At 67.4% G+C, this 13,950-nt stretch carries 10 protein-coding genes and 1 rRNA gene; 4 read left to right on the top strand and 7 right to left on the bottom strand.

Features of this window, described 5'->3' with window-relative positions:
* Together GM656_RS11410 and GM656_RS11405 are read right to left on the bottom strand one after the other, a co-directional pair.
* Window positions 1–75 (bottom strand): 16S ribosomal RNA (locus tag GM656_RS11410); the annotation flags it as partial.
* Window positions 76–776: 701 nt separating this feature from the next.
* On the bottom strand, window positions 777–1,085 hold the full coding sequence (locus GM656_RS11405) for a non-histone chromosomal MC1 family protein (protein ID WP_162413781.1): 309 nt from the start codon (window positions 1,083–1,085) through the stop codon (window positions 777–779).
* A gap of 250 nt (window positions 1,086–1,335) precedes the next feature.
* Here GM656_RS11405 and GM656_RS11400 point away from each other — a divergent pair, with 250 nt between their 5' ends.
* The 3 genes from GM656_RS11400 (at window position 1,336) to GM656_RS11390 (ending at window position 3,203) form a co-directional block, all read left to right on the top strand.
* The gene (locus tag GM656_RS11400) at window positions 1,336–1,533 is read left to right on the top strand and encodes a hypothetical protein (protein WP_162413780.1); all 198 of its coding nucleotides are present in this window, start codon (window positions 1,336–1,338) and stop codon (window positions 1,531–1,533) included.
* A gap of 101 nt (window positions 1,534–1,634) precedes the next feature.
* Window positions 1,635–2,687 carry a quinone-dependent dihydroorotate dehydrogenase gene (locus GM656_RS11395; protein WP_162413779.1) on the top strand — a complete coding sequence of 351 codons (1,053 nt, stop codon included), beginning with the start codon at window positions 1,635–1,637 and terminating at the stop codon, window positions 2,685–2,687.
* A 39-nt stretch (window positions 2,688–2,726) separates the two neighbouring features.
* A complete protein-coding gene (locus GM656_RS11390; protein WP_162413778.1) occupies window positions 2,727–3,203 on the top strand; it encodes an RDD family protein in 477 nt (158 codons plus the stop codon).
* 180 nt (window positions 3,204–3,383) lie between these two features.
* Here the strand turns inward: GM656_RS11390 and pheT are convergent, their stop codons facing one another.
* The 5 genes from pheT to GM656_RS11365 all read right to left on the bottom strand — a co-directional run bounded on the left by pheT (window position 3,384) and on the right by GM656_RS11365 (window position 10,490).
* Complete coding sequence (pheT, locus tag GM656_RS11385) at window positions 3,384–5,135, bottom strand: phenylalanine--tRNA ligase subunit beta (protein WP_162413777.1); 1,752 nt, start codon at window positions 5,133–5,135, stop codon at window positions 3,384–3,386.
* Window positions 5,135–6,646, bottom strand: coding sequence for a phenylalanine--tRNA ligase subunit alpha (gene pheS / locus GM656_RS11380; protein WP_162413776.1), 1,512 nt, complete (start codon window positions 6,644–6,646; stop codon window positions 5,135–5,137). Before pheS ends, pheT begins: the two co-directional genes overlap by 1 nt.
* Window positions 6,647–6,925: 279 nt before the next feature.
* Entirely contained in the window at window positions 6,926–8,581 is a 1,656-nt protein-coding gene (locus tag GM656_RS11375; RefSeq protein WP_162413775.1) for a tryptophan--tRNA ligase, read from the bottom strand.
* Between the two features lie 124 nt (window positions 8,582–8,705).
* The gene (gene endA / locus GM656_RS11370) at window positions 8,706–9,710 is read right to left on the bottom strand and encodes a tRNA-intron lyase (RefSeq protein ID WP_162413774.1); all 1,005 of its coding nucleotides are present in this window, start codon (window positions 9,708–9,710) and stop codon (window positions 8,706–8,708) included.
* Window positions 9,711–9,767: 57 nt separating this feature from the next.
* The gene (locus tag GM656_RS11365) at window positions 9,768–10,490 is read right to left on the bottom strand and encodes a PDDEXK family nuclease (RefSeq protein ID WP_162413773.1); all 723 of its coding nucleotides are present in this window, start codon (window positions 10,488–10,490) and stop codon (window positions 9,768–9,770) included.
* Window positions 10,491–10,782: 292 nt separating this feature from the next.
* Here GM656_RS11365 and GM656_RS11360 point away from each other — a divergent pair, with 292 nt between their 5' ends.
* Window positions 10,783–13,914, top strand: a complete 3,132-nt coding sequence (locus GM656_RS11360) for a methyl-accepting chemotaxis protein (protein ID WP_241692754.1) — start codon at window positions 10,783–10,785, stop codon at window positions 13,912–13,914.
* Window positions 13,915–13,950: the final 36 nt, after the last annotated feature.

Genomic DNA, 13,950 nt, shown 5'->3' with positions numbered 1-13,950 from the left:
GAGTATGAACTCGTGCGACTAGCATGGCTAAATCGGACTCCGATAGCAATGGCCTCCGGCAGGATCAACCGGAATGTCTCCCGGCTCGAAGCCAGGAGGGTTAGGCGGGATCACACCCGATGTGGGTGTGGTCGCTATCGAAGGGTGTTCGAGGACACCCATCGACCGGGTGTCACCGAACTATCAGGGCTAACATCAGATCCCATCTTGACGGCGGACCGCAGGGGTGGAATCCTCATTTCTTCGGACCTGTATGTTGTCTCGAAGCCCTCATAAAGGCTTCGAGTTCCATCGGCGAACTCCCGTTCGCCTCGGTCCGTGGCGGCCGGGTTTCGATGTCCCGACCGAACGTCGTTCGCATTCAACCCGAGTGCCCTGTTACACTTAAGGGCGTCGGATCGGGGCCACGTCGAAACCGCCCGACGTGAACCACCTTTGCGTCCCATCCGAATGCCCTGTTACACTTAAGGGCGTCGAATGGAGTTTCGTTCGACCGGGGGCGTCGCCCCGGGCCGCGTTCGCATTACATTCCGATGGGAGTGGCATACTTAACCCCGTCGAAGGGAAGGCGCTACGATAGGCGCTTACACGGGAGTGAGTGCCCCACACAGGTTGGAGATCAGGGATGGGGCCGAGGCCTCCAATACGACCGGCGCATCTTGGAGATCAGGGATGGGGCCGAGGCCTCCAATACGACCGGCGCATCTGTGACTCCTCACGCGCACGCGTGCATGACTTGGCAGACTGCGAACTCTGACCGAAAATCGGAGCCGCGATTAGATCTCGTCGAGGTGCTCGACGCCCTGTTTCGAGACGTTCCCCTTCGTGATGTCACCGGGCATCCAGTCGGGTTTGTCGTCGGGTGCCTCCTCGACCCAGGCCCACGCCTCGTAGATGTGGACCTTGTGTGTGCCCTTCTCCCGGAGTCGTATCTCTTTGGGGTCGGCCTCGTCCTCTCCGTCCGCCGGGTCGAGGCGACGCGCTGCCTTCAGCGCGGCCTGACGCGGGGTCCCGCCCGAGAAGACGCTCGATTCGTCACCGTCTTCGCGCAGTGCGAAGTTGCGCTTGTCACTGTCGGGTGCCATGATTGAACCGCTCCATGCCAATCCAGCACATGGCAGACCATAAATATACCCCCCAATTCGGCCGCCTTCGGCGGGTGCATTTATATACACCCGCCGAAACCAGTCCGCGAGGGGCCGCGTTCAGGACGGTCTGCGGCGAATCGACGCCGACGAAAGCGTCACGCGCGCGCCTGTCCCGTCGCAGTCCCGCGACGGTCGGCACGGTAGACTTAAGTGTATCCTGCAGTGAAGTGCGGAGTAGGATACCGCGATGGTGCGAAAGAAGAAGCTCAGCCCGAGTGGCGCCAAAGATGAGGACGGCGAGTACCACAACGTGCACATCAATCTTCACGAAGACGAGCTGGCCGTCGCCGGCATGGAGATCGGTGACGAGGTGTTCGTTCGCGTACGCGACAACAAGATCATCATTCAGAAGGCAGACCCCGAAGAGGTCGAACACGACTTCTAACGCACCATCGTTGGTGAGACATCCGTATCGCGGGCCGTCGAACCGGAAAAGACGACGGCGACATTCCGTTCGCGGCGTTCTGTTCGAAACGACATCCAGCAATGAGACTCTACGATATCGCGAAACCGGTCCTGTTCTCACTCCCGGCGGAGACGGCGAACCGAAGCGTCCATGGGCTCCTGGAACTGGTCGACGGAACGCCCGTCGCCGACGCGATGGCGGCACGGTACACGGTCGACGACGACCGCTTGAACGTGGCGGCGTTCGGCCAGTCGTTCGACAACCCCGTCGGCGTCGCGGCCGGCTTCGACAAGAACGCGACCGTCCCCACCGCGCTCGCGTCGCTCGGGTTCGGCTTCGCCGAGGTCGGGGGCGTCACCGCCGAGCCACAGACCGGAAACGCCCGTCCGCGCATGTTCCGCCTCCGCGAGGACGAGGCCATCATCAACCGAATGGGGCTGAACAACGACGGGGCGGATGTCGTCGGCGAGCGACTGAGAGGGACGAACGCGCCGTTCCCGCTGGGCGTCAACATCGCGAAGTCGGAACACGTCGGGACGGCGGACGCCCCCGCGGACTATCGCTACACCTACGAGCGAGTCGCGGACGGCGGTGACTTCTTCGTCGTCAACGTCTCCTGTCCGAACTCACAGGGGTTCGAGGAGCTACAGAATCGCGAGGCGATGGAGGCCATCCTCACCGAACTCCAGGACGCGGGCGCTGCGCCGCTGCTCGTGAAGCTCTCGCCGGATCTCCCGGAGCCGGCCGTCGAGGACACGCTCGACCTCGTCACCGAACTCGGGCTGGACGGCGTCGTCGCGACGAACACCTCGACGGAGCGACCGGCCAGCCTGCGCTCGCCAAACGCGGTCGAGCAGGGCGGCCTGTCGGGCAAACCCATCGAGAACACGGCCACGGAGATGGTCCGCTTCGTCGCGGAACGCGTCGACGTGCCCGTCGTCGGCGTCGGCGGCGTCTCGACGCCCGAAGGGGCCTACCGGAAGATCCGCGCCGGCGCGTCGCTCGTCCAGCTGTACACCGGACTGGTGTACCGCGGCCCGTCCATCGCCCGCGAGATCAACGAGGGACTGCTCGAACTGCTCGCCGAGGACGGCTTCGACAGCGTCGAGGACGCCGTCGGCGCGGACCTGTAGTCGGCGAATCCTGAAGTTCGGGGCCACCGAACCCCGAGCATGGCACGCCCCCGCACCATCCACATCGCCTCCTGGGACGACCGCTTTCTCGCGTGGCTCGTCGACGTGCTCCTCGTCGGCGCGGTCCTCTCCGGCCTGGGAGAGGTCGCCGGCGTCTTCTCGCTCGTGACCGGCAGTCTCTCCGTGACGACGCCCTTCGCCGGCCTCAACGGCCTCGCCCTGTTCGCGTACTGGACGGTCCTCGAAGGCCGGCAGGGACAGTCCGCGGGCAAGATGGTCATGGACATCGCGGTCAGGGACGAACGCGGCGACCTGATCGACTACGGGACCGCGGCCATCGAGAGCTTCGGGAAGGCGTTCCTGCTCCCCCTCGACTGTCTCATCGGCTGGCTCGCCTACGAGGAGGAGGGGCTGCGCCTGTTCAACAGGCTCTCGTCGACCATCGTCGTCGAAGTCGACGAAGAGGAGACGGCGAGACCCGACGACGTGGAATACGTGTATCCGAGCGAGAAGTGAGGAGCGGGAGCTATGCGAGTCCGTCCAGTCGCAGTTCGAACGCCGCCACCGGCAACTCCAGGTCGTGCTGCAACCACCTTTTTCCGCGTCGGGTAGCCTCGCTCACTCCGTTCGCTCCGGTACCGCTCGCGCAAAAACGTGGGCGAAAAAACCGACTGCTCGCTGTGCTCGCAGTCGATGCTACGCGAGTCCGTCCAGTCGCAGTTCGAACGCCGCCACCGGCAACTCCAGGTCGTGTTCCACGAGCACCGTCGGGTGAATCTCGCCGACGACGCCGACCGACTCGCCGTCGAGGACGACTTCGGCCGCGCGGCCGTCGATGAACGTCGGGTGCGTGGTCGACGGCGTCGAGAGGTCCGTGTCGAAGGCGTCGGCGAGCGCCTGGAGGCGGGCCTTCGCGTCCTCGTAGGAGGCGTCCGTGCGGGCGAGCGCGCCCGCGACGGTCCGGTGTTCCGCGACGCCGGTGTTCTCCGAGTCGTCGAGGCCGGCGGCGAGTCCGATCTCCGCGAGGTCCTGCGGATAGCTCCGGTGGGTGTTGTTCTCCAGGACCATCATGATCGAGGGGAGCGCCCACGTCCGGAGGATCGTGTAGTCCTCGCTGTAGGGTTCCTGAATGGTGACCGGTTCGTCGAGACCGACGGTACCGGCGTCGCTCCCGTCACCGTCGTCCGGCACGGAGAGGTTCATCCGCTCGAAGTTCTCGGCCTCGTTTATCATGTGGAAGTTCAGCAGGTCCTCGAAGCCGAGTCCGACCAGCGCGTCGCGGGCGGCGTCTTCGAGCCGTGAGCGATCGTGGCGACCCCCGACCGTCGACACGTCGGGGTAGACCGGTTCGAGGCTGTTGAATCCGAGCGCCCGGCCGATGTCGTCGATGAGGTCCAGCGGGTGGATGACGTCGACGCGGTATGGCGGGATCTCCACCTCGTAGGCCGCGTCGTCGCCGGTCGTCGGCGTGGCGTCGAGACCCGCGCGCTCGGCGTAGTCGACGACCTCGCGCTCGTCCAGCGAGACGCCGAGGATGGACTCGATGCGGTCGTGCGTGACCGTCTTGGTGCGCACGGCGAAGTCGGGGCGCTCCAGCGTCCGGCCGGCGTACTCTCCGGGCGCGTCGTCGGCGTACTCGACCGCGACGCGCTCGACGCGGCCGCCGCGGGCCTCCAGCGCGTAGCAGACGATGGCGCACATCCGGTCGATGGTCCACTGGTCGGTCCCGGTCATCTCGATGAACAGGTCCCGGGAGTCCTCGCTGACCTCGGTCCGGTGGCCGTTGATGACCGGCGGGAACGAGAACAGGCCGATGGCGTCGTAGATGGCCGGGACGCGGTCGAAGTCAGCCACGAGGTCGCCGTAGGTCTGGCCGGTCTCGTGGGACGCGACGACCTCGTTCGGCGTCATCTCGGCGTCGGCGTCGAGCGGCACGAACGTCGCCTCGTCGGGGTCGGCGCTGGTGTAGGTGATGGACTTGCCCTCGCCCTCGGTCGCGGCCGCCCCTTTCAGCATCGTCAGGTCGTGGACGCCGATGGCTCCCTTCGCGCGCTTGCGGCCCATCGTGGCGTGGAGCTTCTCCTGCAGTTGAATCAGGGACTCCAGGGCCTCCTCGCTCATGTCGAGGCCGCGGACGACGGCACCGGTGACGTACGGGCGCTCCTCGGGCTGGTCCTCGACCTCGATGGTCCAGTCGGCGCTGTTCGTGCTCGGGACGTACACGCCGCGGTCGTCGCCGTAGTGATAGCGCAGCGAGCGGGCGACGCCCTCCACGGAGAGGCGGTCGAGGCGGTCGGGCGCGAACTCGAGTTGGAACTCGTCGTCCTCGGTCAGGCCCTCGAACTCCAGTCCGAGGTCGAACAGATCCGACTTCAGTTCCTCGTCGTCCTTCTCGTCGTGGCCGGTCAGGTAGCGAAGCTCCTCGGGGTCGACGTCGACGACCGGCATCAGTGCATCACCTCCGTCTCCCGCAGCAGTTCCAGGTCACACAGCGTCCCGTGCACGTCGCGGATGTCCTCGAAGCCGTACATGAGCATCAGCAGGCGCTCCAGAGAGAGTCCCCACGCCATCACGTCGCACTCGACGCCAAGCGGCGTGAGCACCTCGTCGCGGAAGATGCCCGAGTTCCCGACCTCGACGATCTCGCCCGTCTCGGGGTGGGTCCCGAACAGCTCGAAGCTCGGCTCGGTGTAGGGGTTGTAGTGGGGCTTGAACTCGATGTCCGTGATACCGAACTGCTCGTAGAACTCCGTGAACGTCCCCATCAGGTCCCGCACGGAGAGGTCCTCGGCCATGACCCAGCCCTCGATCTGGAAGAACTCGAGCAGGTGCGTCGGGTCGAGCGTGTCGTTGCGGTACACCTTCTCGACGCTGAAGTAGCGCTGTGGCGGTTCGAGGTCGCCGACCTGGTGACCCGAGAGGTAGCGCATCGACAGCGACGTGGTGTGCCCGCGGAGGTCCATCCCGCGGGCCACGTCCTCGGTCCACGGCGAGTGATACCCCTCGCCGTCGGGGCCGACGCCCTCCCGGTGGGCCGATCGGACCCGCTCGACGAGGTCCTCGGGCAGGTCGCGGATCTCGTCGGGCCGCTCCAGCGCGAACTGGTCCCAGTGGGTACGGGCCGGGTGGTCCTGGGGCATGAACAGGCAGTCGTTGATCCAGAACTGGGCGTCGGCGTGAGGACCTTCCATCTCCTGGAATCCCATCCCGACGAGCGTGTCCTTCACGCGGTTTGCCGTCTGACGGAGGATGTGCTCCTTGCCGTGGCGCACGTCCTCGGCGTCGGCCTCGACGTTGTACTCGGTGAACTCGACATCTTCCCACTCGCCGCTGGTGAGGAGTTCGGGCGTCAACTGGTCGACGGTCTCGGCGACCTCGACGCCCTCCATCAGCGCGGTGACGCCGTCGTCGGTCAGCCGCACGGAGCGGACGGTCTCCTCGCGCACGTCGACGAGGCCGCGCCGTTCCAGTTGGTCGAGCGCGTCCGCGTCGGCGTCGTCGACGCGCCCGTCGGCGACGGCTTCCAGCGCGAGCATCTCGGGGTCCGCGCCGGGGTCGGCGTCGGGGTTGGCGGTGATCTCGCCGCTGTCGATCTCGCCGTAGGCCTTGCGGGCGTAGTTCGACAGCGCGATGTCGACGGCCGCGCCTTCGAGGCCCGACGCGCCGATGACCTGCCCCATCTGAACGGGACCCTCCTTCGCGCCGGCGTCCGTCGCCGCCGCGTAGAGGTCCTGTTCGGGCAGGCTCTCGCGGACGTAGCGCTCGCCCTCCTCGGTCAGTTCGTAGTGCGAAACGGTCTCCTCGGTGACGGTGAGGAGGCCGTCAGCTTCGAGTTCGAACGCGGCGCGCGTCGCCGCCTCCGGTTTGCAGTCGGCCTCGTCGGCCACCTCGTCGATCCGTCTGTCCTCCTGTGCGTCGGCGGCCTGCAGGACGGCCACCTGTGTCTGTGGTCGTTTCATACGGGTGTCTCGGTCGTTGTCGGGGAATAGCGCGGGTCGCTCAGTTAACGGTTCTCACTTCCCGCTCGCGGTTTCGTCCGACGGCGCCGGTGGACGCCATCGGAGTCCACGCGCGATCAGGCGGCGAAGAAGAAGCCGAACCCCGGGCGGACTGGTGGCTGGCGCGCGACGCCGGCACGGTGGGATTCGGATGCCATGTCTCAGCGATTGTGACTGCCGACCAAAAGCGTTGCGCGTGGAGGCGTCTCGACGCGAAACGAAGAAGCCCTTCTCTGCCGCTCAGTCCGCGCCCGAGCGCTTCCGGTCGGAATCGAGGTCGATGTCCAGGTCGTCCAGTCTGTCGGCCCACTCCTCGCGTTTCTCCTGGTGGTCTTCGAGGAACTCGGTCATCAGTTCGGCGGCCTGCTCCTTGCAGCCGCCACAGAGACGCTCGCCGCCGACGCACTCCTCGTAGACCTCCGTTGCGAACTCGTCGTCGTCGCCGGAGAGCAGGTAGGCGTACAGCTCGTAGACCGGACACTCGTCGGCCTTCCCGCCCTTCTCGCGCTGTTCCTCGGCGGTCGTCCGGCCGCCCGTCGTCGCCGACTTCACCTTGTCGTAGCCGTCCTCGGGGTCGTCAAGCAGCGAGATGTGCGAGGCCGGAATCGAGGAGGACATCTTCCCGCCGGTGAGGCCGGTCATGAACCGGTGATAGATAGAGGAGGGCGGCAGGAAGCCGTAGCCGCCGGTGTCGAGTTCGACCCGCCGAGCCAGTTCCTCGGCCTCGGCGCGCTCTAAGTCGAAGGCGTCGACGTGCTCGTCGTAGACGCGCTTCTCGCCGGAGACGGCCTCGATGAGCGCCTCGAACGCGTCGTCGGTCGCGTTGCGGTCGAGGAAGCGGATGCGCGGACGGAGCGGCTCCTTGCCCGCCTCGTCCAGTTTCGCCGCGACGGACTCCAGCGCGTCGGCGGGCGCCTGCCTGTTCTCGCGGAGCCAGTCGGCCGCCTCGCCACACCGAGGCCGGTCGGGCTCCTCGGCGTAGTCGTCGCGGGCGTCGTAGGCCTGTCGGAGGAGCGTCCGCTCGGCCGCGTCGGCCTCGAAGCTGGCGAACGCCTCCGTCACGCCGAAGTAGCGCATTCGGGCCGCGAGGTCCCGCGCCAGTCGCATGTGCGGGTCCTGGTCCGGGCCGACGGGGATGACCGTCGGCTTCGGCTCGTCCAGTTGCGGGTAGAGGATGTCGGCCATCTGCGTGACGACCGACTGCATGTGCGAGACGTCGGTCTCGCCGTCGAAGTCGTAGATGGCCTGCAGTTCCGAGAAGTTCGCCTCGGCCCCGAGTTCGAACGCGAGGTCCTGCACCTCGCGGTTGTCGGACTGCCGATAGAGCGTGCCGTCCTCGGGGTCGAAGCCGAGCGCGAGCAGCGAGAGGACGTAGTTCGTCGCGTGCTCGTCGATCTCCTCCCACGTGAGCCCGCGGGCGCTGTGGGCCTCCAGGTCGGCGATGAGCGCGTAGGCGTCGCCGCCCTGGCGCTGATGCCAGATGATCTCGTCGAAGACGAGCTTGTGGCCGATGTGGGGGTCGCCGGTCGGCATGAACCCAGACAGCGCGGCGAAGTCCTCGCCGGTGCGCATCGCCTCGGCGACCGGCCGGTAGTCGCGGTGGCCGAAGATGACGCCGCGGCGCATCAGGTAGTGGGGATTCGGGACTTCCGGGAGCAGGTCGTCGAACTCCTCGATGCCGAACTGCTCGAACAGCTTGCGGTAGTCGGCGATGGTCGAGGAACCCCACGGGTCGAGCGTGGCCTCGTCGGCCCCCTCGGCCTCGGTGCCGCCGTCGGCGCGTACGGGCGAGGCGGTGTCCCCGGCCGCCGCGTCGAACTCCCGCCACTGTTCGCCCGACTGGCGGCGGTCCTCGTCGGGCGATGCGTCGTCGTGGTGGGAGTCGTCCGTCGTCATGGGTACACCGGGCTCGCGGTGAGCCGCGTTACAGGGGTCTTGGTCCCGGTCGGCGCAAAAAGGGTTCGTTTCCGAGCGCCTCGGCGGCGGAGATGAGCCGAACCGTCCGCAATCTGCGCGCTCGTCAGGGCGTCAGCCGCTCGACGGCGACCCACTCGATGTCGCCCGCGTCGTCCACGAGCGCGAACGCCATCCGCTTGCGGACGCCGTGGGCCAGCCGAACGTCCAGCGCGAGGTCGCGGGGCTCGAAGGCGTGGTCGGCCGGCAGGACGCGCACGAGCAGTTCCGAGTGCCCGAGGTCGTCGGCGCTCGTCACGTCCGCGTAGGTCCGGAAGTCGGCTCCGAACTTGAAGCCGGTCTTGGGCGCGACGCCGCTCGACCGCAGCGCGTCGTACACCGCCAGCCGACGGTCGAAGCGCTCGCCCTCGACCGCGCGACCGCGCTCGACCACGGCGTCGGCCCCGCCGTCGACCGACAGCAGTCCCTCCCGGGCGAGGTAGGCGGCCTCCACGAGTGAGAGCTGGACCGCGCCGTCGTCGTCGAGGCGCTGGCCGTAGAACGCCGACTCGTACAGCGCCGCGGGCGGGTCCCAGCACAGCACCCGCTCGGCGAGCAGGTCGCCCTCGGTTTCCGGAACCGCGGCGACGCTGGTCCCGCCGACTGCGGGCCGGTCGGTCTCGAGGTACGTCACCTCGCTCTCCTCGTCGACGACCGCGAGGACGCACTCGCCGAGGGCCGCGGCGTCGACGGTGTCGCGCTCGCCGACGACCCGGACGCGGTAGGCGACAGCGCCGTCCCACGGCCCCTTCCCGCGCGGGTAGACGACGAAGTCCGCGCCCGCCGGATCGTCGACCCAGCCCTCACGGGCGGGCGAGAGGTAGAAGCCGCGGTCCCGCAGGTCCTTGTAGACGAGGAAGGCGACCTCGGAGACGGCCGACGAGGTGAGGAGGGCACGGAAGTCCATCCCGTCGATCCCCTCGATGTCGCCGCGGTAGAGCAGGTGCGCGGCCTCCACGGGGGCGAGGTCGAGATCGCCGTTGCGAGCGCGCCCGTAGCCGCGCGAGTCGTAGAATCGCTCGCGGGCCTCCCCGCCGGCTCGGACGACGTCGCCGTCGAGCGTCAGTTCCATGCCCGGACGTGGCTCCCGCGGCGACAAAGCCCCTGCGGGTCGGCCCGCCGGCGGCGGTCACCCGGACGCCGCGCAGGTGCTGTCGAGACAGCGCCGTCCGCCAGCCGTCTCGAACAGCGGCAGGCCGCAGGCGCACTCGCCGACGACGACGCCGGCGGGCATCGCGAACCCGGTGTCGCAGTCGGGATAGCGCTCACAGCCGGCGAGGAGGCCGCCGCGCCGGAGGATCAGTAGGTCACCGTCGCAGTGCGGACAGCCCCACTGCCGGTCGAAGGCGTTTGCGACGGCGTCGTCCATCGACTCGCACGCTCGATCGAGACAGCACTCGAAGGACTGGCCGCGTTCGACCCGAAACGTCGGGAGCCCGCAGTCCGAACAGCGGCCCGCGGTGACCTCGGCGTCCGTCGGAATCCCGTAAGACGCCTCGCAGGCGGTGCAGTCGACGGCGCTTCGGGCGCGGACCAGCGTGCCGGGACAGTCCGGGCAGTCGGCCACCGGAACGCCGGCGCTCGACGCCGGATAGCGGGCGCTCCCGTGTTCGTGGTGGGCGACGACGCGAAGCAGTTCGCCGCCGTCGCGGGCCGTCACGGTGCCGTCGTCGACGGCGACGCTCTCGGCGCGCGTGAGCCACGCGACCGGCTGGTACCCCTCGGCGTCGTGGACGAGCACGGTGTTGTCGGGCTTGACGACCACGAGTACGTTCCCGCGCTGTTCGCGCTCGCGAGAGCCCTCGAAGACGGTCGTACACTCGCCGGCCATCACGCGGAGTCCGTCGTGCATGGATCGGTCTGGTCCCGCGCTGGTATTTGAAGGTACCCACGGACGCTGCCATTCGGCACGCGAGAGAGTCGCGTGCTGAGCCGGACCATGACACGTCGCTATCGAAGAGTCCTCGGCAGGTGCTAACACACCAATAGAAGGCCAGACGGCCGTAAGTATTACACATCACTACTCACGCGATTATCGCAGCAAATAATTCGGCGGTAACCCTTAAGTCGTGGATTAGACGAGCGTTGATATGAATATTCAGGGCAAGCTAATAGTCTTACTTTTAACAATTTCGCTCGTTCCGTTGGCCGGTGTCGGGTTGCTCTCTGTCAACAGCATGGGAGAACTGAATCAGAACGCGCAGATGCAAAGCGGCGAGTATCTGCGGGGCTCGATGACCGATCAGCTGAACAACAGCGTGGAGGCGCGCCAGGAGGGCATCCAGAATCAGGTCAATCAGCGCGAGGTCGACGTGCGCTCGCTGGCGGACTCCTCGACGATGGAGAACTACCTGTCCGCCAAGGACGGCGAGATGGAACTGGTCCAGCAATCGAGCCAGCGCCAGCTCGGCTACACGTCGCTCCAGATGCGCTCGGGCATCGACAACGCGATGCAGATGGTGCTGGAGAAGGAGTACGACGGGCGGGAGTGGGAGGACCTCTCGCCCTCGGAACAGCGACAGGTCGAGTCCGAAGTCGAGGCGATGATCAGCGGCACGACGGGCGACCGGACGCGCACTGACGGGACCATGTACGACTCGTTCCAGCCCGGCTACATGGGTGACACGGGATACGCGTACATCACCGACAGCGACTCCAACGTCGTCGTCCACCACAGTCTGGACGACGGCCACAACCTCGTCGAGGACAGCGGCGGGACGCTGGTCGTCTTCGAGGACATCGAGTCCGAGGTCGAGTCAAATCAGACGATCCGGGACGGCGAGAAGTGGGGCATCGCCGAGTACGAGTGGGAGGACACGACCCAGGAGGGCAACCCCGAGATGACGAAGTTCATCGCCTACACCTACTACGAGCCCTTCGACTGGGTCGTCGCGCCGAGCGTCTACTACTACGAACTCCAGCAGACCGCCGTCGAGGACGCCGAGAGCGAGATGGAGGCCTCCTTCCAGCGGTATCTCTTGACGCGGACGGTCACCGTCGGAGACGAAGAGCACCTGGCGTACGAGCACATCACGTTCGCGGGCCCGGACGGGGACGAGATCCTGCACGCCGACCGGACGGGCCGGGACGTGACCACGGGCACGGACAGTTCGGCGTCCTACGCCGACGAGAGCTGGTTCACCATGGCGGAATCCGGGACCCGGGGCGAGGCGTACTTCGACGAGATCGAGACGAGCGACGGGCACGAACGGCTGTACGTCTCGACGCCAGTGTACGACAACAGGGGAGCCTTCCGAGGCGTCGTCGCCGCGCAGTTCAACTACTCGATCGTCACCCAGACCACGAACCGCGTCACGGTCGGCGAGACCGGCTACCTCTACATCCTGAACGACGAGGGCGAGATCGTCAGCCACCCCGACCAGCAGATGATCGACCAGCGCACGAGCGTCGCCGACGGCGAGTACGGTGCGGAACTCGGAACGATCGCCCAGAGCCAGATGCTCGCCGGCGAGTCGGGAATGACGACGCACACGAAGGCCGTCGAGGGCGAAGACAACGAGACGCGGTACGTCGGCTTCGCCCCGCTCCAGTTCGGCGACAGGCAGTTCACGCTCGTCGCGACGGTCCCGGAAGAGGACATCAACGAGCCGATCGCGGCGCTCGGCGCGGCGCTGCAGTCGACGACCGCGTCGGCGCGGAACCTCGTCATCGCGCTGTCCGGTCTCGCGGCCGTCGCGGTCGCGGTGACCGGCTACGCCGCCGCCAGGTACTTCTCGAAGCCGATCGTGCAGGTCCGCGACCGCGCGACGGCGCTGTCGCAGGGCCGGTTCGACCAGACGGACGACATCTCGACCGGCGACGACGAGATCGGCGAGATGGTGGACGCCTTCGAGGACATGCAGACGAACCTGAACCGGCAGGTCGACCAGATCGAGTCCGTGAGCGACGCGCTCGGCGAGGGCCATCTCGACGAGGAGGTCGAGACCGATCTGCCCGGGAAGTTCGGTGAGATCATGGAAGGGCTCGAAGACGGGATGACACAGCTCGGAGCGAGCTTCGACGAGATCAGCCGAGCGAGCCGGAACGTCCGCGCCGGGGAGCTCGAGCAGGACCTCGACACCGACCTGCCCGGCGACTACGGGGCCGTCATGCGCGAACTCGACTCCGGGCTCACGCAGCTCTCGGAGAGCTTCGACCAGCTCGAGGCCGTGAGCGCGGACCTCCGCGAAGGGCAGCTGGACCAGGACCTCGACACCGACCTGCCCGGGGCCTACGGCGACGTCCTCGCGAACATCGACGAGGGCCTCGACGCGGTCGACGAGAGCATCGCCAGGGTCCAGTCGATCGCCCAGGACGTGAGCGAGGCGAGCACAGAAGTCGCCACGAGCACCGCGGAGATCGAGAAGGCGAGCCAGGAGGTCGCCGAGTCGGTCCAGGAGATCTCCAGCGGGGCCGACACTCAGTCCGGGAACCTCCAGGAGGTCGTCGGCGAGATGAACGACATGTCGGCGACCATCGAGGAGATCGCCTCGTCGTCGGTCGACGTGGCCGGGACGGCACAGGAAGCGGCCGAGCGAGCGCAGGAGGGCAGCGAGCGGGCCGCCGAGGCGTCCGCGGAGATCCGGGAGATCGAAGACGGCGCCGACGATGCGGTCGACCAGGTCGCCGCGCTGGAGTCGGAGATGGACGAGATCAGCGAGATCGTCTCGATGATCACCGACATCGCCGAGCAGACGAACATGCTCGCGCTCAACGCCTCCATCGAGGCCGCGCGAGCGGGCGAAGCGGGCGAAGGGTTCGCCGTCGTCGCCGACGAGATCAAGTCGCTCGCGACGGAAGCCGGCGAAGCGACCGAGGAAGTCGAGTCGCTCATCAGCGAGATCCAGTCGTCGACGGGCGAGACCGTCGAGGACATCGAAGGGATGCGCGATCAGGTCGAGGAGGGCGTCAGGACCACCGAGGACGCCATCGAGATGTTCGACCAGATCGAGGAGGTCGTCGACGAGGCCGAGAGCGGCGTCACGGAGATCAGCGACGCCACGGACGAGCAGGCCGCCACCACCGAGGAGGTCGTGGCGATGGTCGACGAGGTCAGCAGCGTCAGCGAGGAGACGGCGGCGGAGGCGAGCAACGTCTCGGCCGCCTCCGAGGAGCAGTCCAGTTCGCTCACCAGCGTCTCCGAGAACGTCCAGTCGGTCGCCGGCCTCGCGGACGACCTGGAGGAACTGGTCGACGAGTTCGAGGTCAGTGACGACACGAGCGAGCAGGAGTCGCTCGATGCGGACGACGCCGGTCCGGCCGCCGGGGACGACTGAGCGGCCGCGACCCATCGCGGCGGACCCGCCGCTCTC

Origin of the sequence: Haloarcula salina (assembly GCF_010119195.1) — an archaeon.
Classification (GTDB): Archaea; Halobacteriota; Halobacteria; order Halobacteriales; family Haloarculaceae; genus Haloarcula; species Haloarcula salina.
This window is presented reverse-complemented; position numbering and strand designations above follow the sequence as displayed.